At 61.6% G+C, this 17,056-nt stretch carries 17 protein-coding genes; 4 read left to right on the top strand and 13 right to left on the bottom strand.

The genetic code is table 11. From position 1 onward, the window contains the following. Positions 1–5 precede the first annotated feature (5 nt). The 11 genes from FJ970_RS24915 to FJ970_RS24865 form a co-directional block, all read right to left on the bottom strand. The gene (locus FJ970_RS24915; protein WP_140764690.1) at positions 6–602 is read right to left on the bottom strand and encodes a histidine phosphatase family protein; all 597 of its coding nucleotides are present in this window, start codon (positions 600–602) and stop codon (positions 6–8) included. Then, positions 599–1,702, bottom strand: a complete 1,104-nt coding sequence (locus FJ970_RS24910; RefSeq protein ID WP_140764693.1) for an inositol-3-phosphate synthase — start codon at positions 1,700–1,702, stop codon at positions 599–601. The genes FJ970_RS24915 and FJ970_RS24910 overlap by 4 nt, the downstream gene beginning before the upstream one ends. A gap of 246 nt (positions 1,703–1,948) precedes the next feature. Further along, positions 1,949–2,146 carry a hypothetical protein gene (locus tag FJ970_RS24905; RefSeq protein WP_224597712.1) on the bottom strand — a complete coding sequence of 66 codons (198 nt, stop codon included), beginning with the start codon at positions 2,144–2,146 and terminating at the stop codon, positions 1,949–1,951. Between the two features lie 77 nt (positions 2,147–2,223). Beyond that, positions 2,224–3,270 (bottom strand): UDP-glucuronic acid decarboxylase family protein, encoded by a 1,047-nt coding sequence (locus FJ970_RS24900; protein ID WP_140764765.1) that lies wholly within the window; start codon positions 3,268–3,270, stop codon positions 2,224–2,226. Between the two features lie 23 nt (positions 3,271–3,293). Then, positions 3,294–4,397, bottom strand: a complete 1,104-nt coding sequence (locus FJ970_RS24895) for a glycosyltransferase family protein (RefSeq protein ID WP_140764696.1) — start codon at positions 4,395–4,397, stop codon at positions 3,294–3,296. Beyond that, positions 4,394–5,488 carry a glycosyltransferase family protein gene (locus FJ970_RS24890; protein WP_140764699.1) on the bottom strand — a complete coding sequence of 365 codons (1,095 nt, stop codon included), beginning with the start codon at positions 5,486–5,488 and terminating at the stop codon, positions 4,394–4,396. The genes FJ970_RS24895 and FJ970_RS24890 overlap by 4 nt, the downstream gene beginning before the upstream one ends. Beyond that, a complete protein-coding gene (locus FJ970_RS24885) occupies positions 5,485–6,615 on the bottom strand; it encodes a glycosyltransferase family protein (protein WP_140764702.1) in 1,131 nt (376 codons plus the stop codon). Before FJ970_RS24885 ends, FJ970_RS24890 begins: the two co-directional genes overlap by 4 nt. A gap of 2 nt (positions 6,616–6,617) precedes the next feature. Next, complete coding sequence (locus FJ970_RS24880; RefSeq protein WP_140764705.1) at positions 6,618–7,718, bottom strand: glycosyltransferase family 4 protein; 1,101 nt, start codon at positions 7,716–7,718, stop codon at positions 6,618–6,620. Then, on the bottom strand, positions 7,703–8,995 hold the full coding sequence (locus tag FJ970_RS24875) for a TIGR04295 family B12-binding domain-containing radical SAM protein (protein WP_140764708.1): 1,293 nt from the start codon (positions 8,993–8,995) through the stop codon (positions 7,703–7,705). Before FJ970_RS24875 ends, FJ970_RS24880 begins: the two co-directional genes overlap by 16 nt. Then, complete coding sequence (locus tag FJ970_RS24870) at positions 8,992–10,071, bottom strand: NAD-dependent epimerase/dehydratase family protein (RefSeq protein WP_140764711.1); 1,080 nt, start codon at positions 10,069–10,071, stop codon at positions 8,992–8,994. The genes FJ970_RS24875 and FJ970_RS24870 overlap by 4 nt, the downstream gene beginning before the upstream one ends. Then, entirely contained in the window at positions 10,068–11,174 is a 1,107-nt protein-coding gene (locus FJ970_RS24865; protein WP_140764714.1) for an NAD-dependent epimerase/dehydratase family protein, read from the bottom strand. The genes FJ970_RS24870 and FJ970_RS24865 overlap by 4 nt, the downstream gene beginning before the upstream one ends. A 213-nt stretch (positions 11,175–11,387) precedes the next feature. On the opposite strand from FJ970_RS24865, the gene FJ970_RS24860 reads away from it, so the two are divergent. Continuing rightward, complete coding sequence (locus tag FJ970_RS24860; RefSeq protein ID WP_140764717.1) at positions 11,388–11,660, top strand: hypothetical protein; 273 nt, start codon at positions 11,388–11,390, stop codon at positions 11,658–11,660. Positions 11,661–11,781: 121 nt separating this feature from the next. Here the strand turns inward: FJ970_RS24860 and FJ970_RS24855 are convergent, their stop codons facing one another. Both FJ970_RS24855 and FJ970_RS24850 read right to left on the bottom strand, forming a co-directional pair. Next, on the bottom strand, positions 11,782–12,378 hold the full coding sequence (locus tag FJ970_RS24855) for a response regulator (RefSeq protein WP_181178807.1): 597 nt from the start codon (positions 12,376–12,378) through the stop codon (positions 11,782–11,784). Between the two features lie 4 nt (positions 12,379–12,382). Next, a complete protein-coding gene (locus FJ970_RS24850; RefSeq protein ID WP_181178808.1) occupies positions 12,383–12,628 on the bottom strand; it encodes a hypothetical protein in 246 nt (81 codons plus the stop codon). A gap of 82 nt (positions 12,629–12,710) precedes the next feature. Between FJ970_RS24850 and FJ970_RS24845 the strand changes: the two genes are divergently transcribed. From FJ970_RS24845 to FJ970_RS24835, 3 genes are all read left to right on the top strand, one after another. Beyond that, positions 12,711–15,821, top strand: a complete 3,111-nt coding sequence (locus FJ970_RS24845; protein WP_140764723.1) for a CheR family methyltransferase — start codon at positions 12,711–12,713, stop codon at positions 15,819–15,821. Beyond that, on the top strand, positions 15,818–16,195 hold the full coding sequence (locus FJ970_RS24840; RefSeq protein ID WP_140764726.1) for a response regulator: 378 nt from the start codon (positions 15,818–15,820) through the stop codon (positions 16,193–16,195). The genes FJ970_RS24845 and FJ970_RS24840 overlap by 4 nt, the downstream gene beginning before the upstream one ends. A gap of 327 nt (positions 16,196–16,522) precedes the next feature. Beyond that, positions 16,523–16,789: a hypothetical protein gene (locus FJ970_RS24835; protein ID WP_140764730.1), complete on the top strand. Its 267-nt coding sequence runs from the start codon at positions 16,523–16,525 to the stop codon at positions 16,787–16,789. The last annotated feature ends 267 nt before the right edge of the window (positions 16,790–17,056 follow it).

Below are 17,056 nucleotides of genomic sequence, written 5' to 3'. Positions count from 1 at the left end.
CCTCGTCAGGCAACTTCATTCATTCGCAGGAGCTTTGAGCCCCAGTCGCCCGACACGATCGTCGTGATCGAGGCGGGATCTATGTCGAAGCGAAAGCAATCGCCGACTGACAAGCCGAGCACCTTGCAGACGGCGGCCTTGATAACGTCGGCATGGCTGATCAGGGCGATGCATTGGTTCTGACGCAGCTCGCGGACGTCGTTCATCAGCGAGACGATGCGCTGCTGGACATCCAGCATGGTCTCGCCGCTCGGTGTCCTTGCCTCCTGCCGCTGGTCGTTCCACGCCCGCCAACCGGCGTCGTCATTCAATTCATCGAAGGTCTTTCCAGACCAGTCGCCGAAGTCGATTTCGTCGAGTTCGGCGCGGATCGCGATTTCACCGACACCGCAGGCGAGAGCAACCGGTAGCGCCGTCTCCTGCGTGCGCTCGCGTGGGCTGCACAAGACGGCGGCGATTGTCTCTCGGGCCATGCGCCCGCCAAGGTGCTCTGCTTGAGCTTTTCCGGTCTCGCCAAGGCAAACGCCGGCCATGCGCCCGGCAAGATAAGAGCCGACATTGTCGTGCGCAGCATGGCGGATCAAGAAGAACGTCGTCGTCATTCCGCGGCATCCAGCAAAGGCTCGTCCTTGCCGGCGATGAAAGCGAGCGTCCGCTGTCGGGCTTCGGCGTCGGTGAACTGTTCGGGAGGTGACTTCATGAAGTAGCTGCAAGGACCCGTGAGCGCTCCGGCGATGCCGCGGTCGAGCGCCAGCTTGGCGCAACGCACCGCGTCGATCACCACGCCGGCTGAATTGGGCGAATCCCACACTTCCAGCTTGAGCTCGGCATTAAGCGGCACGCCGCCGAAGGTCGTGCCTTCGACACGGATGTACGCCCATTTGCGGTCGGTGAGCCAAGGCACATGGTCGCTGGGTCCCACATGGATGTTGCCGGGCTCCAGGGGAACATCCAGCTGGCTGGTCACCGCTTGCGTCTTGGAGATCTTCTTCGATTCCAGCCGCTCACGTTCCAACATGTTAAGAAAGTCGGTGTTGCCGCCGAAATTCAGCTGATAAGTGCGATCGATGCGCACGCCGCGCTCGCGAAAGACATTAGCCAGCAGCCGGTGCACGATCGTCGCGCCGACCTGGCTCTTGATGTCGTCGCCTACCAGTGGCAGCCCGCGTTGCTCGAAGCGCCGCCGCCATTCCGGACGCGAGGCGATGAAAACCGGTATGCAGTTGACGAAGGCGCAGCCGGCCTCGAGCGCGCATTCAGCATAGAAGTGCGTCGCCTCCTCCGAACCCACCGGCAGGTAGGAGACCAGCACATCGGCTCCGCTGTCGCGCAAGATCCCGCTGACGTTGGCAACCGGCTCTGGCGCCTCTTCGATCTCGTTGCGCAGATATTTGCCGATCCCGTCGAGCGTCGGCCCGCGCTCGACGCGAACACCGGTCGTCGGTGCGTCGGCAAAACGGAATGTGTTGTTCGGGGCGGCGTAGATCGCCTCCGCGACGTCGCGACCAACCTTGCTCTTGGCGACATCGAATGCACAGACAATTTCGATGTCGTCGACGTGATAGCCACCGAGATCGACATGCATCAGGCCCGGGACCGGTTCATTGCTTTTCGCATCACGATAATAGGAGAGACCCTGCACCAAGGACGACGCGCAATTGCCGACTCCAACGATGCCAACACGAATCTTTTTCGATCCCACGAAACTGCCGCCCTATGCTGTTCAAAGGTAAGTTCCTTGCGCCGAACCGCCACCCTGCCGGAATGTTCCCTTGCTCGACTGAAAAATTGTGACCACAAGCGGACCGAGAGTGCACGACAGCTTAAGGAGGGAGCGACCCGAGCGCATGTCTCGCGGCACCACGCTGGATCATGCACGGCTGCCCAGACAGAGACTGCCGCGGAGTTCACGCGCTATCTGGCCCGGATCACGCCAGGGCGTGGCCCATCAATCCAGCCTTCGCAGCATGTCTGCTTCCTGCTCGAGAATAGCGGCCACTTCTTCCCGCTGCAGATGCGTCATCATCAGGCTGACGCAGCACTCCAGATAGGTGATCGAGGCTCGCCGCAAATAAGCAGCCATTTCCCGTTCCGCCATCTTGTCGATGTCCGTCGCGGATCGCTTGGGTTGCATGACGTCCTCCATATCTGGTCCTGTCGTCAAACCACAAGCTGGAGCGGATGTTCCCGCGGTTCGATGGGCAGAGGCCGCGGTGCCGGCTATCAGGCAGGGAGGTTCTGCAGCCCGCCTGACATAGCCCTCGCCCTTGTGGCGCGACCGGGTATTTCATCGCCGATCTGGCCGCCTTCGAGCGAAGCGAAATAGTCGATCGTCCGCGCGAGCCCCTGGTTGAGAGGCACTCTCGGCGTCCAGCCGAGCAGTTCTTTCGCGCGCGATATGTCAGGCTGCCTACGTCGAGGATCGTCCTGCGGCAGCGGCAGAAACGTCATGTCCGACTTGGTGCCGGTCATCGCCTTCACCAATGCCGCCAGCTGCATAATGGTGAATTCTCCGGGATTGCCCAGGTTGATCGGCTTTCCCGGATTCGGAGCGATATCCATCAGACGCATCAACCCATCGATCAGATCGGAGACGTAGCAGAAAGATCGCGTCTGCAAGCCGTCGCCGAAGATCGTCAGCGGGCGCTTCTCCAAGGCCTGCATGATGAGGTTCGAGACGATGCGGCCGTCCGCCGGGTCCATTCTCGGCCCGTAGGTATTGAAGATACGTGCGACACGAGCATCGGCGTTGGCGGCTCTCAGATAGTCGAAGCAAAGTGTTTCGGCAGTGCGCTTGCCCTCGTCGTAGCAGGCGCGTGGGCCGATGCAGTTCACGTGGCCGACATAATCCTCCCTCTGCGGATGTTGTTCCGGATCGCCATACACTTCACTCGTGGAGGCCTGCAGCAATCGGGCATCCTTGCGAGCAGCGAGTTCAAGCAGGTTCAACGTTCCGATGACGCAGGTTCGTGTGGTGTGGATCGGATCGGCCTGGTAACGCGGCGGTGACGCGGCGCATGCCAGGTTGAAGATGCGGTCCACCGGCTCACCAAGGTGCAACGGACGGCAGATATCCTGCTCGATCAACCGGAAACCCGGATGGTCCATGATCGCGTTGATGTTCTCCATGCGCCCGGTGAGAAAATTGTCGGCGCAGATCACGCGCCAGTCATCGCGTAACAATGCTTCGCAAAGATGCGATCCGAGGAAGCCCGCGCCACCGGCAACGAGCACCGTCTTTGCCCTTGGCGCTTTTTTTGTTTGTCGCATCGCGATTTTCTCCTGTCTGCCGGTCATGCTGCACTTCCGATATTGAGATCGAGGACCACCGTCCCTTTTTGCGTAAGCGCCGTGATGAATTCGCGAGCCCTGGCCACACCGGTGTGGGAGGCAAGGACGAGTTCGCGTGCCCGGTCTGCCATGGCGAGACGTGTACGAGCCGATTCCCGGGACAGAATCGCGACGACATCATCCGACTTCTTGGCGGTGTGGATCGTCGATGCGGGAAAGAAACTGTCGAGGCCTGGCGAGCGATCGCTGATGATCGGCGTGCCGCAAGCGGCGGCCTCGAAAAGTCGCACGCTGGGCGACCATCCCGCGGCAATCATGGAACTGCGTGTGACGTTCAGCGTATAGCGCTGACGGCTGTAGAATGCGGCGTGATCGGCCGGCGACAAATGTTCGATCCGCTCGACGTTGTCGGGCCAGTCGAGGTCGGAGGGATATTGCGAGCCGGCCACCACGAAACGCCGATCCGGCATGCGATGTGCAGGCTCGAGCAGGAGCGCATTCAGCGTGGCCTGTCGGTCCATGCTGTAGGTGCCGAGATAGCCGAGATCCCAGCGGATCGAATCCGCGGTGCGGTAATGCCGTTCCGGATCGACCGAACAGTAGAGCGGCTCGGCGCGACGCGCACCGAAGGTCTGCGCCAGATCGGTAAGCACTGGGCCGCCGGCGAAAGAGAAATAGATGTCGAAGTAGGGGATCTGGCGCCAGCTCAAATAGTCGCAATCGTCCGCCGACAGCTTCGCCAGAGTCACAGGCGTGTCGACGTCGTAAAAGCAGAATTGTCCCTTGCAAAGTGAAGCGACGATGTCGATGACTGCGCGCCCTTCCGGCACGAAAGAACCGATGACCACGACGTCGGCCTCTTGCAGGCACCGTGCGTAGTCGCGTTGCAGTTCCTGTACGGTATCGTAATAGCGCAAGGAGCAGAAATCCGGATCGCGCAAATCGCGGTGATTGGCGTACCACGGCACATCGCGCTCCAGAAAAGTAACGCGGTGGCCGAGATCGTGAAGGCCCTTCAGCAGACCTCGAAAGGTGGTGGCGTGGCCGTTTCCCCAGGACGAGGACAGCGACAGGCCGAGAAAAACGATATTCAACTGCGTGGTCACTCAGCTGCCTCCACGGTCCCATGCGTCAAATGCCGTTTGAAGACTTCATCAGCCACGGTCGCCCGCAACGCGTAGGTATGGTCGGCGAGAACGCGGCGAAGTGCGGCCTGGCCGATTGCCTTTGCCCGACCAGGGGTCAGCGCCCGCATGATTTCGGCGACATCGCCACCGTCGCGCGCCACAAGGATTTCCTCGCCGGGTTTCAGGAACAGATCCACGCCCAACCACGAATCGGTGATAAGGCAGGCGCCGGCGCCTGCCGCCTCGAAGACACGCGTGGCCGGTGAAAAACCATTGGCCGCCATGCTGTCGCGGCTGATATTCAGCACGGCCTTTGGCGTCACATTGAAGGCGTTGTGATCGCGGGTCCCGACATGGCCGAGCCAGTCGACATTGGCGGGGAGCCGCTTGTCGCCCCAGCCCGATCCGCCGAGCAGAAACCGTTGTCGCGGCAGCTGGCTCGCGGGATCGAGGAAGAAGGATCCCACACGTGCTTCACGATCCGGCAGCCTGTTGCCGAGGAATGCCAGATCGCAGGCAAAGCGGGCATTGCCGGCGACCGGGTGATGCGTTTCTGGATCGAGCGCGTTATAGATCGGCACGCACTCGTTTGCGCCCATGGCACGATAGGCCCAAACGACAGGATCGCCGCCGCCATACGTCAATACGAGGTCGATTTCCTGCAGCGCGTGATGCAGCGGGTGGTCCGGCTCCCCGCGCAACTGGGCGAGCGTGGCCGGTGCATCCACGTCCCAGAATACCGTGAGCGCATCGCTGCGGGCGTGGTCCAGGACGGCGCGCAGCAGCGCCTCGTCCTCGAAACCGACGCCGCTCGCCTTGACGACGATGTCGGCCTCGGCCGCACGCGCCGCCACCTGTATCAGGGCATGCCCGGTCGCCTCGTAAACGACGACGGTGCACCATTCCGGCGCCTCGATGTCCCGGTTCTTCTGCCTGTCATAGACGTCGGGCTCGTAGAAGGTGATTTCGTAGCCCAGTTGGGAAAGCGCCTTCAGCAAGCCACGGTAATAGGTCGCGGCACCGTTCCAATAGGACGACAAAAGGCTCGATCCATAGAATGCGATCTTCATGCGGCGGCTTCCTTTGCGGCGGTCGGGTGAGCGGTGTGCCGATTCGTGCATTGCGACAGCACGTCGAACAACTCGTTGACGCGGTGCCGGCAGGTGTGTCGCGAACGGATGGTCTCAAGACCCGAGGCCACCAGGGAGGTTGCGAAATCGGAATCGGCCAGCACCGCCTGAATGTGTTGCCGCATTTGGATGCCATCCTCGGCAAACAGGAAGTCGACGCCGGGTCTGAAAAGCTGCTCGACATCCGACCATGGCGCTGAAATCAGCGGGATGCCGCAGGCGAGGGCCTCGAACATGCGGATCGTTGGAATACCGGGCAGGCTTTCACGGTAGGGGCGCCGCGGAATGTGCACCGTGACACGATGCGCGGCAAACGCTTTGGGCACTTCGGCGTTGGCGATCCACCCTTCGTAGCACAGGCCACCGGCGGCCAGGTCGGCAAGTGCCGGCTTGGGATAGCGCACACCGTGAACAGTGGCCTCAAGGCCGAGATCGCGCACCGGTTCGATCAGAAACTCCCTGAGTTCGGCGGTCCGTTCGTCGTCGCCCCAGTTTCCGATCCAGACCAGATCGGACGTGCGGTGGATCTCCGGGTGGGGCTTGAACAGGCGATCGTCCGCCGCTTCATGCCAGGTGAAGACACGCTTGCCCCAGCCGGCGCGCAGATAGCTCTCGCGCAGCGCTTCGCCAAAGGCGAGAACGCCGTCATAATGCTCCAGACGGAGCGCCGAGATTGCTTCGGCGGCCGACACGGCCCGGTGATGAGTGTCGTGAAACAGAAGGATGAAGTTGCCGCCACCGGCCCGGACACGGCCTATACGAGCGACAAGCTCCGGGTCGGTCCATTCGTGGACGATCACCACGTCGGCCTCGGCGATCCAGGCTTCGTGGTCGAACCCGGCATCATAGGTCACCGGCATCAATTCGGGGAAATCCTTGCGGAAACGTTCGATCGCGTAGGATCCCTTCTCGGCCAGCAGGCTCGACCGGCTCCAACCGTCCGCCGGCTCCAGAGCAATGGCCTGATGCCGGCGGGCTACCAACTCCCGCATGACGCCCCGAAGGAAATGGGCATTGCCGTGGTTCCAGTCTGAGACGAGGGAGTGGGTGTAGAACAGGAAGCGCATGATCAGCGCTCAGCCACGGCCAGCGCCGCCTTTTCGTAGACATCGCGCATGGCCACTGCCTGCCTCGCCAGCGTGTACCTGCGGCTGCGGCGGAGGGCTGCCTGACCGAGTTCCCCCCTGTGCCCGGCATCGCTAGAAAGGCGATTGATGCAGGCAGCCAGATCATGCGGGTCGCGCGCGTCGAAGAACATCGCGGCCCCGTCCCATAATTCGCGATAGGTCGGGATGTCCGAGAGCACCAGGGGCGTTGCCGACATAGCCGCTTCCAGCGCCGCCAGGCCGAACGGTTCGTAGAGCGATGGCGATACAAAAATGCCGGCGCGGGCCATCAAGGAGCGCACCTCGTCATACGGCAGTGCCCCGAGAGGAACGGCGTGGTCGACGGTGGCACGCTCGCCGTTCGGGCCGTGCATCGAACCGGCTGTAAAGATGGGCCATTGCGTCAAGGAGGCGGCCTGGTCGACCGCCGCCACGTTCTTTCCCTCGTCCCACCAGCGGGCGGCGGCGAAGACCAGCGGCTGGCGGTGTTCGACGTGCGGGACCGGACGTGCGCCATTTCCGACGACGTGGAGGCGTGCGATCGGGCCATAGCACGTCTCAAGCAACTGGGCATGACTGCCGCTCGGCGCGATGACCGCATCGGCCCTTTCGAAGCCGCGCCTGTTGCACTCTTTCTGCCAGCTCCATGCGCTGTCCAACGCCTGTCCCCTGACGGAATGGAACCATGTCGTTACGCATGAATGCGAAACGACTATGACTGGGCAGGGCGCATCCAATCCCACCGCCTCCGTCGGCGCGTTGAGGTGCACGAGGTCGATGGCATGGTCACGCATCGGCGCACGCAACTCCCGCGGCAAGCCGTCCAGATCGCCGGCGTCGCGGGTCATCCAATCGAGCGGCGTGTTCAACCAGATCAGCGTTGCGAAGGTCCGCGCCTCCTCGGCCTGCTGCCTGGATGGTTGCGGCCCCAGACCGGCGAACACGATGCTGTCGCCGCCACTGACCAGTTCCCGGCCGAGGTCAAGCGCATAGCGCCATACTCCGCCCATGGCGTCGACCGTCATCAGGATGCGCCGTTTGCGCGGCCTCAGTGTCCGCAACATGCCGCCTCCAGTTCCGCCAGCGGACGCGGACGCTTCTCCTGGATGTCGCTGAACTTCTGGAACGATGTGAGATAATGGTCATGGGCGCGCTCCCAGGCGAGATCGTCGGGTTCGCCCCAAAGCTCGCGATAGCTGGGCGAACTCGGATATGGATAAAGCGGGACGGGTTCATTGGCCCACACGCCATTGTCGATCAGGTGGGTTCGCCAGTGATCGACAAGTGCCGGATCGTCCTCGACCACGCCGATCAGATTGGCCTGGACGAAGGGAACGTGGCGTCTGGCTTTGACAAGCAGCGCGGCAAGTTCCTCGGTGCCCAGCCGGCAGCGCTTGGCCAGCATGGCGCGCCCTTCCACCGTCAGGCTTTCGAGCCCGGCTTCGATGGATACGCAGCCGGCCGCGCCCAGCAATTCAAGCAGCTCGGGTTTCCAAAGATCGATGCGGGTCTGTACGCCGAATTTCACGTCGCGATCGACCAATGCCTCCAGCAACGCTTTTTGGGGGAGGAAGATTTCGTCGATGAAGTAGATGTAGCCGACACCTTGGGCGATCAGCCGATCGATTTCGCTCACCACCGCTTCGTGGCTGCGGCGGCGATAGGCATCGCGGAAATCGATCTTGGCGCAGAAGCTGCAACTGTACGGACAGCCGCGTGACGCCTCGACCTCCGCGCCGAACCCATGCTGTTGGTCATCGAACCTGTGATGGTGATGCGAATGGGCGGCGATCCAGTCGGATGGCCATTCCAGCGGCGGATGATCGACAAACGCACTGGCATGGACGCCGCCGTTCGAAACCAGTTTGGCGTCCCGCAGATAGGCGGTCGAGGGGACCAAGCTCCAATTGTCGCGCCCGGCAAGGTCGGCGACGACTTCCTCGCATTCGCCGCGCACGACAATGTCGACGCCTAGCTTGCGCAAGGTCGGCGCCGGCGTCGCCGAACCATGCGGCCCGACGGCGGCCGTGCGTCCGCCGCGCCCGGCGAGACGATTGAGGAAATCGGCCGGCACGCGCAACTCCGGCGGTGCGCAGCGCCAAAACAGATAGGTCGGCGCGGTGCTGACGACCGTCATCGCAGGCGCGAAATCAGCCACACGTTCGTAGAGCCCTGAGTTGTCGAGCTTCTGCAACTGGCCGTCCAACAGCAGCACCTCATGGCCGGCCGCTTCGAGCAGGGCTTTGGAATAGCCGAGTTCCAGCGGCAGATGCGGTTGGCGGCAGCCGAAATAGATGCTGTCGTCATACGTCCAGGAGGGGTTGACCAGGGCTATTCTCATGCGACGCACCTCACGGCTTCGGAATGGGGCTCGAGCCGGTGGCGCTGCAGCCAGTCGGCGAGATGGCGAATGCCCTCGCGCCACGCGACGTGTGCCTTCCAGCCAAGCGCGGTCTCGATTTTGCGGGTATCGGCGACGAAGAAGGGCTGGTCGCCGGTCCGCTCTCCATCGTGGCGGATCGAAAGCTCACGGCCGGTCAGGCCGCCGATCTCGCTCAACAGCATACGCAGGCTGAGCGCATTTTCTGGTCCGCCGCCAAGATTGAATGCCTGGCCATTGGTGATGTCGATATGGTCCAGCACGGCCCTGTAGGCGGCGACCGCATCGGCGACGTACAGGATGTCGCGCACCTGCCTGCCGTCGCCATAGATGGTGATTGGCCGTCCCGCCAGGGCACTGAGCAGGAAGTGCGCCACCCAGCCCTGGTCCTCGGTTCCAAACTGGCGCGGACCGTAGATGCAACTCATCCGCAGCACCGCCGTCTGCATGCCGTATGATTTGGCATAATCGAGCACATACTGGTCCGCCGCGCCCTTGGAGCAGCCATAGGGGGTGCAGAAATCCAGACCTCGGGTCTCATCGATGCCGCCGGCCTGGATGGCGCTGTCGCAAGCTATGTAGCGGTCGCCGTCCTCGCGAACCGTGACATCGGGGAGGCTGCCATAGACCTTGTTGGTGCTGGCGAAAATCACCGGGATGCGCTCACCACTCAGTCGCGCCGCTTCCAGCACGTTGAACGTTCCCCGGAGGTTGATGTCGAAATCCTCGTCCGGCCGGACCAGGCTCGTGGTGACGGCCGTTTGCGCGGCCAGATGGAAGATCGCCCTGGATCTCATCAAAACGGGCGCCAGGGTATTGGCGTCCCGCACATCGACGGTTTCGACGGTAAGGCGGTCGCCATGTTTCCGGGCCAGCCATTCAAGGTTCTGTTCGACGCCGGGACGACTGAAATTGTCGACCACCAGCACCGGCTCGCCATCCGACAGCAGGCTGTCGGCCAGGTTTGATCCTATGAAGCCGCTGCCGCCGACGATGGCGACCGGCGCTTCGCGACGGTCGCGTGCGCCCGGGCTCATGACACCAACCCGCGATCTTCGAGCTCGCGCTTCATTTCGGCGCCGCGGTCGACAGCGACCGTGTTGCGTACCCAGGAGACGAAATCCCCGAGAGAATTCTCCAATCGGCGCCCCGGTTCGAAACCGAGCAGCTCACGTGCTTTGGAAATATCGGCGAAGCAGTTGCGTATGTCGCCGGAGCGCGCCTTGCCGAGCAGCTCGGGCGAACGGCTCGGGGTTCCCATGGCCTCGGCCAGCAAACGTGCGACTTCGCTGATCGCATAGGCCCGCCCGCTGCCGATGTTGATGACGTGGCCCTTTGCCTGACGTTGCTGCAGCGCAAGGCGGAAGGCGCGGGCGACGTCCTGCACATGAACGAAATCGCGCTTCTGTTCGCCATCCTCGAAGATCATCGGCCGTTGCCCATTGGCGAGACGTGAAGCGAAGTTGGCCAGCACGCCGGTATAGGGATTTGATAGCGCCTGGCCGGCTCCGAAAACATTGAACAGGCGCAGCGCGACCGCATCGATGCCGTACGCTTCGCCGAAGATCAGCACGGCGCGCTCCTGGGCGTATTTCGTCAGCGCATAGATCGAGGCGAGATCGACCGGCTTTTCCTCGTCCGTCGGCACCGGCGAAAGGGGTTCGCCTTCCGGCGACAGCGGATTCCACTGTCCGCTTTTGATATCGCTCGCCTTGCGCCGGGCGTTATTGATGCGCCGGCCGTGAGGCGTGACATAGAGGCCCTCGCCATAGACGCTCATCGAGGAGGCGACGACGATCCGCTCGACCGGGTGTTTGATCAACGCCTCGAGCAAGGTAGCCGTGCCGAGATCGTTGGTGCCGACATAACGCGTTATCTCGTACATCGATTGTCCGACGCCGACTTCCGACGCCAGATGAATGACCGCGTCGACGCCTTTCAGCGCTTCGGCGACGACCTCGCGGTCGCGGATGTCGCCCTTGAGCAGTTCGGCTCCGCGCGGAAGCGCGACCGCTTCGCCCGCATGCACCTGCTCCAGCAGGGCATCGAGAATGCGAACGGAATAATCCTGAGTGATGAGTTCTTGTGTGACGTGGCGGCCAATGAAGCCGCAGCCTCCTGTAACCAATATGCGTTTCACGACGACTCCTCGGACAAGTGACCTCGGCGCCCCGAACTTTTCGGCAAAAGGTTTGTTCCCTGTGCTTCAACAAAGTTCCCTTCGCGGGCGTCGGCGGAAGCGAGCGCATCGCCATCGGCCCATATGGTGGAACATTGGCGCCGCAATACTGTTAGGGCGCTCGAGGCCGCCATGACGCCGCTACGGCGAAGCCAATCATCAAGGGAGATTTCAATGTCGCAGTCTCAGACGACCACCAATCACGACGAAATTCGCAAATGGGCCGAGGAGCGGCAGGGCCGGCCGGCGGTGGTTCGCACCAAGGGCGAGGGCGGCATACTGCGGATCGACTTCGGCGAGCCCGAGGAAGCATTCGACCCCGTCGATTGGGACGAGTTCTTCCGGATATTCGACGAGAATGATCTGGCGTTCCTGTATCAGGCCAAGACCAGCGACGGAAAAGCCAGCCGCTTCAACAAATTCGTCGAGCGTGAGCGCAAGGGTTGAGAACGCCAGCCTGCGGGCGATCCAGCCGGACTCCAGAAAATCTTGGAATTCGCTGGAACAATCGACGGCTCCATTTGCAACCCCAAGGGAGCGACTTAGCCTCGGGCTCGGAGGATGAAATTCAATGCATGAGCTTTGCGCCGCGGGCTTTCGCCACCTCTCGCATGATGTCGTTGAGCCAGTTTTCAGTGGACTGGCCAAGCTGCCTTTGGTCGATGTCCCGGATGGCTTGCTCGAGTGCTCTCTCGACGAGCCGGTCCGATGCGTTGACGTCTCCCAGCAGAAGACGCGCCGCGAGGCGCAGTTTGGGCAAAAGGCTAAAGACGTCTTCTGGCGAAGGGGGCAAGGCGATGTCCGCTTGTTCCGACCCCTGCGCTGGAAAAAGGGCGTTGAACACGGCCTTGCTGCCCGAGGATTTTCGCAAATTGCTGGCGTAGCGAAGACGTTCCGGAATGGCGATGTCGTTGTCGCCGCTGAAGAACACGAACGGGATGCCACGGTGCATCAACTTGTCCGCGATCGGAAACACGTGTCGGCCGTTGAGATTGATGTCAAGGATCGCAGCTTCGGCTTGGTCGGTATGTTCGGCCGCCTGCTCCACGGTTGCCGCGGGTCCGAGGATGATGGCGCCCATGTTGCCGAAAAACCGTGCGAGATCTCCCGCCATCGCCCATTCGTCTTCGACAATCAGAATATGCAATCCCCGCAGATCGCGCACGTCGTCATCCTTTCTTCGAAGGGAGTTTAGGATGCAGAGAAGCTGCTTTCCATTTTCTATCATCCAGAGCCGCCTGCAATCGTTTCGCAAGCACCAGCATGCGACCCGGGACGGGCCCTGCATCGAGGTACTTGATTAATTGAGGCGAACCTGGCGCCATAGGTGCCAGGAGCTTCAGGCCAGCAAAGCGTTTTGTCATTGAACCACCATGGATGTCGGGTTCAACGTCATTCGTGCTGCCTTGTTCCATTCTGCCTGCGCGCTATATGGTTGTGTCCTGTCCGAACCGATCTTGAGGGAATCATGTCGGGTCGGTGAAAGAGGGACATGCCGTGACAGCCCGATCCATCAAGTTCCCCATCGTCGGCGTCGGCGCGTCAGCGGGTGGCATTCCCGCGATGGAAGGGCTGTTCAAGGGCATCACCAGTCAGCCCGGCATGGCGTTCGTGGTCATCACGCATCTAAGCCCCAAGCGCAACAGCCTGCTGCATGAGGTTATCGACCGCTACACCGAGATGCCCGTGGTGGTGGTCGAGGACGGCGTGGCTGTTGAACCGGACCACGTCTATGTGATGCCGGAAAACGTCACTCTCGTCATCGAGGATGGCGTCTTGCACCCGAGGCGGCCCAATGGGCTTACCCAGGAGCGTAAACCCGTCGATATTTTCTTCAGCGCACTGGCCGACGACCAGGGCGAATACGCGGTCGGCGTCATTCTGTCGGGCGGTGATTCCGATGGAACCTTGGGCGTCAAGGCCATCAAGGAGCGAGGCGGGCTCACCGTCGCGCAAGCGGCTGACGGCTACGGTCCGCGCAATCCCGACATGCCGCAGAGCGCCATTGCCAGCGGGCTCATCGACGTCGCCGTGCCCGCCGAGGAGATTGGGGCGAAGCTCGTGGCTTACGCCCGCGGCTTCGACACGCTGGACGGGCTGGCGAGTGACGAGGACGTCCATGCGGCAGACCTAGATCAGGTCCGCGAACAGATATACGGGATCTTGCGCAGCCACTCCGGCCACGACTTTTCAGGTTATAAAACCAAGACATTCCTGCGCCGGATCAAGCGGCGCATGCAGATCGCCCAGATTCAGTCCATCGGCGCCTATATCGATTGGCTGAAGAAGGACCCTCGCGAGGTGATGAACCTGTTTCGCGATCTGCTGATCAATGTCACCAACTTCTTCCGCGATTCCGACGCCTTCGAATTGCTCGAACAAAAGATCATACCGCGGCTGTTCGACGGCAAGACGGCGAGCGATACTGTCAGGGTCTGGGTTCCCGGCTGCGCCACGGGCGAAGAGGTGTTTTCCATCGGGATCTTGCTGCGGGAACACATGGAAACGCTTTCGGCCGTGCCTCGCGTCCAGATTTTCGCCACCGACATAGACGAGCCGGCGCTGGCGGTTGCGCGCGCGGCACGCTATCCCGAAGCGTTGATGCAAGGACTTTCCCCCGAACGCAAACAGCGGTTCTTCAACGGCGATGGCGAAAGCTACGTCCTCAGCAACGAAATCCGGGAACTGTGCATCTTCTCGCCACATAGCGTCATCCGCGATCCGCCCTTCTCGCGCATGGATCTGGTTTCGTGCCGTAACCTGCTGATCTATTTCGGCCCAGCCATTCAAAGCCGCGTTCTTCCTGTCTTTCACTATTCGCTGAAGCCCGGGGGTTATCTTTTCCTCGGCACGTCCGAGAGCGTTGGGCAGCACGAAAATCTGTTTGCCACCGTCGACAAAAAACATCGCCTCTTCCAGGCACGGGAGCATGTCTCGCCGCACATCAGGCTGCCGGCCCTGATCGGCGATGTTCCTTCCGGCGTTTTTCCCGCCGAAACCGCTGGCTTGAAGAAGGGAACGGTCGGCTATCCGCTGCGTCAGGCTGTCGAGGCGCAGGTGCTGGAGCGGTTCGCGCCGCCGCATGTCCTCGTCAACGCCGAAGGCGACGTCGTCTACTATTCGGCGAGGACCGGCAGGTATCTCGAAGCGCCGCAAGGTATCCCCAGCCGGCAGTTGCTGACGATGGCGCGCCGCGGGCTCCGGCTGGACCTGCGTGCCGCATTGAGGGAAGCGACCACGACACGCCGCACGGTCGTGCGGGAAAACCTCGCCGTCGAGGAAGACGAGGAACGCGTGCAACCGATCAGGCTGACGATCGAGCCGCTCGCCGAGCGGGGCAATGGTGAGCCGCTTTACCTTGTCCTCTTCGAGCCGTCGGGACCGACGCAGGCCCGATCCGATGAGGCCGGCGGAAGTCGTGACAGCGACAGCACCGCCGATCTCGAGCGGGAACTGCGCGATGTAAGAGAGCGTCTCCAATCCACCATAGAGGAATACGAGACCGCCCTTGAAGAGGTGAAATCCTCGAACGAGGAACTTGTCTCCGTCAATGAAGAGTCGCAATCCACCAATGAGGAACTTGAAGCGTCCAAGGAAGAGATGCAGTCGCTCAACGAAGAGCTCAACACGATCAATGCGGAGTTGACCAGCAAGATAGAACAACTCGATCACGCCAACAGCGATCTGCGGAACCTGTTCGAAAGCACCGACATCGCGACCATTTTCCTCGACCGCAGTCTTGTGGTGCGGACCTTCACGCCGGCGGCTTCGTCCTTCTTCAGCCTGCGCCCCTCCGACGTCGGCCGGCCGTTGACTGATTTGTCGAGCCAACTCGATTATCCCGAGTTGAAGCAGCACATCGACAACGTGTTCGAGACAGGCGAGACCCTGGATCATCATCTTGCGCGCGATGCCAGGGGTCTGTTTCACATGGTCCGTATCAACCCCTATCGGGACAAGGGCAACAGGATACAGGGCGTCGTGGTGACACTGGTCGACGTTACCACCCTGGCGCGGGCGGAAGAGCATCAGCAGGTGCTCATCTCGGAGCTCAACCATCGCGTCAAAAATATGCTGGCGGTGATCGCCAGCATTGCCAACCGCACGCGGGACAGTTCCGATACGAAGGAAGAGTTCGTGGACGCGCTGATCGGTCGGCTGCACGCCATGTCCCGCGCCTACGGACTGCTGACCCGCGAGAGGTGGAAGGAGGCTTCGGTCAAGGAATTGCTCCATCAGGAACTCGAACCGTTCGGCATCGAACGGATCGACCTCGATGGCGACGACGTAAAACTCGGCCCGCAACAGGGCCTTTCCCTCAGTATGGCGATCCACGAACTGGCCACCAATGCGGCCAAGCATGGCGCCTTGTCCAAGCCCCAAGGCAGGATCGGCGTCAAATGGGAGATGGAGGGCGACAGTTTCACGCTCGGCTGGCGCGAAAAGGACGGCCCTCCCGTCAATGAGCCGTTGAACGATGGCTTTGGCCTGAACCTGTTGAAGGGGGAAATCGGCTACAGGCTCGGCGGCCATGTCGAGACCTCCTTCCGCAAGAACGGTCTCGAGATCCAGATCGCCTTTTCGGCAAACCATAAGGACGCGACATGAGCGATAGATCGCGCGTTCTGGTGGTCGAGGACGAGTGGCTGATCGCGGAGGACGTCGCGTCTGAGCTGCGTGCAGCGGGCTATCCGGTGGTCGGCCCTGTTTCGTCCGTTGCCGCCGCGCTTCAACTTGTCGAGGCGGACAAGGTCGACGTGGCGTTGCTGGATATTCAACTCAACGCTGAAACGAGCCTGCCGGTCGCGGAAGTCTTGCTGGCCCGCGGCACTCCGTTTGCCTTCGTAACGGGATTTGGGGAGCGCGATGTTCCAGCCCCGTTTCGAAGCTGCAAATTCGTGGCAAAGCCCGCAAGCGAAACGGACATCCTCACCGCCGTGGCGGAGCTCGCGTCGCTTCGCGCAGCCAGGAAACAGTCGTGATTTAAAGCCTGTCGTGATCAATCCAGCGGATTACGAAGGACGGACCGATCTCGCCATTCTGGAACCGTGGCCAAAAGCGGATCTCCCGTTCAGGGGTGAACAACTCGAAGACGTCAAAGTGGAACAACTGGCGTCGATTGGTGTTCGGTATCGTGTGGCGTCATTGCTCCCCCCGATTGACGCGGCACGATCGGGTTCCCCTCAACCTGATCAGCCCGCGCACTCCCCGGCCGGGAAGCGCGGGCTTTCCGTGAGGAGCGGTCATGTTTTGAACCAGGTGGAACAACCTACCCGTTCGGCAGTTCGGCGCGCAGGAGGAACCACCAAATGCATTATGCCGATGAAATCGCGCTCAGGCGCGTGAAGATGCTGGTTGAACAATATGTTCTCGCCCGAAGCAGAAGGTATGATTTCGTGTCGACCGAGCTGGCATGCAAGGCCATTCGTCGGGTGGTTCGGAGCCCCATAGAAGATGCCGAACTGGATCATCTGCTGGCCCGAAGTGCGGTCAAACAGGGGCTTTCGGTGCGGTTCGACCGCGTAGGCCACTTGGAGGCTGCTTCAGCCGAGTTCACCGAGGAAAAGCCGGCATGAGAGCGGCGTTGTAATATGTGTGGTCGCGGCGTTCCTTGCCTTAGCGGGCTGCAACGACAATGCCGACCCTGTCAAATCCAAGACAGATACGATGAACAGCCAGCCGGTCGACAAGAACCCGACGACGGATACCGATCCGACGCCACAGTCCAGTACTGGCGGGGACCAGCAGGGCACGCAACCCAAGCAGCCGGCATTGCCGAAGCGATCTGGCGGTTAGGGGTCAACCGGCGGTCAGGGTTGACGCCGCTGCCTGTTCAGGATTTT

The organism is Mesorhizobium sp. B2-1-8, from assembly GCF_006442545.2.
GTDB lineage: Bacteria > Pseudomonadota > Alphaproteobacteria > Rhizobiales > Rhizobiaceae > Mesorhizobium.
The sequence above is the reverse complement of the archived record's forward strand: the minus strand, read 5'-3'. Positions and strand labels throughout refer to the sequence as shown.

Bases quoted from the DNA above. Each gene is read 5' to 3' on its own strand.
- FJ970_RS24915 (WP_140764690.1), bottom strand. From the start codon at position 602: ATGACGACGACGTTCTTCTTGATCCGCCATGCTGCGCACGACAATGTC.
- FJ970_RS24905 (WP_224597712.1), bottom strand. From the start codon at position 2,146: ATGGAGGACGTCATGCAACCCAAGCGATCCGCGACGGACATCGACAAG.
- FJ970_RS24900 (WP_140764765.1), bottom strand. From the start codon at position 3,270: ATGCGACAAACAAAAAAAGCGCCAAGGGCAAAGACGGTGCTCGTTGCC.
- FJ970_RS24890 (WP_140764699.1), bottom strand. From the start codon at position 5,488: ATGAAGATCGCATTCTATGGATCGAGCCTTTTGTCGTCCTATTGGAAC.
- FJ970_RS24885 (WP_140764702.1), bottom strand. From the start codon at position 6,615: ATGCGCTTCCTGTTCTACACCCACTCCCTCGTCTCAGACTGGAACCAC.
- FJ970_RS24880 (WP_140764705.1), bottom strand. From the start codon at position 7,718: ATGTTGCGGACACTGAGGCCGCGCAAACGGCGCATCCTGATGACGGTC.
- FJ970_RS24875 (WP_140764708.1), bottom strand. From the start codon at position 8,995: ATGAGAATAGCCCTGGTCAACCCCTCCTGGACGTATGACGACAGCATC.
- FJ970_RS24870 (WP_140764711.1), bottom strand. From the start codon at position 10,071: ATGAGCCCGGGCGCACGCGACCGTCGCGAAGCGCCGGTCGCCATCGTC.
- FJ970_RS24860 (WP_140764717.1), top strand. From the start codon at position 11,388: ATGTCGCAGTCTCAGACGACCACCAATCACGACGAAATTCGCAAATGG.
- FJ970_RS24850 (WP_181178808.1), bottom strand. From the start codon at position 12,628: ATGGAACAAGGCAGCACGAATGACGTTGAACCCGACATCCATGGTGGT.
- FJ970_RS24840 (WP_140764726.1), top strand. From the start codon at position 15,818: ATGAGCGATAGATCGCGCGTTCTGGTGGTCGAGGACGAGTGGCTGATC.
- FJ970_RS24835 (WP_140764730.1), top strand. From the start codon at position 16,523: ATGCATTATGCCGATGAAATCGCGCTCAGGCGCGTGAAGATGCTGGTT.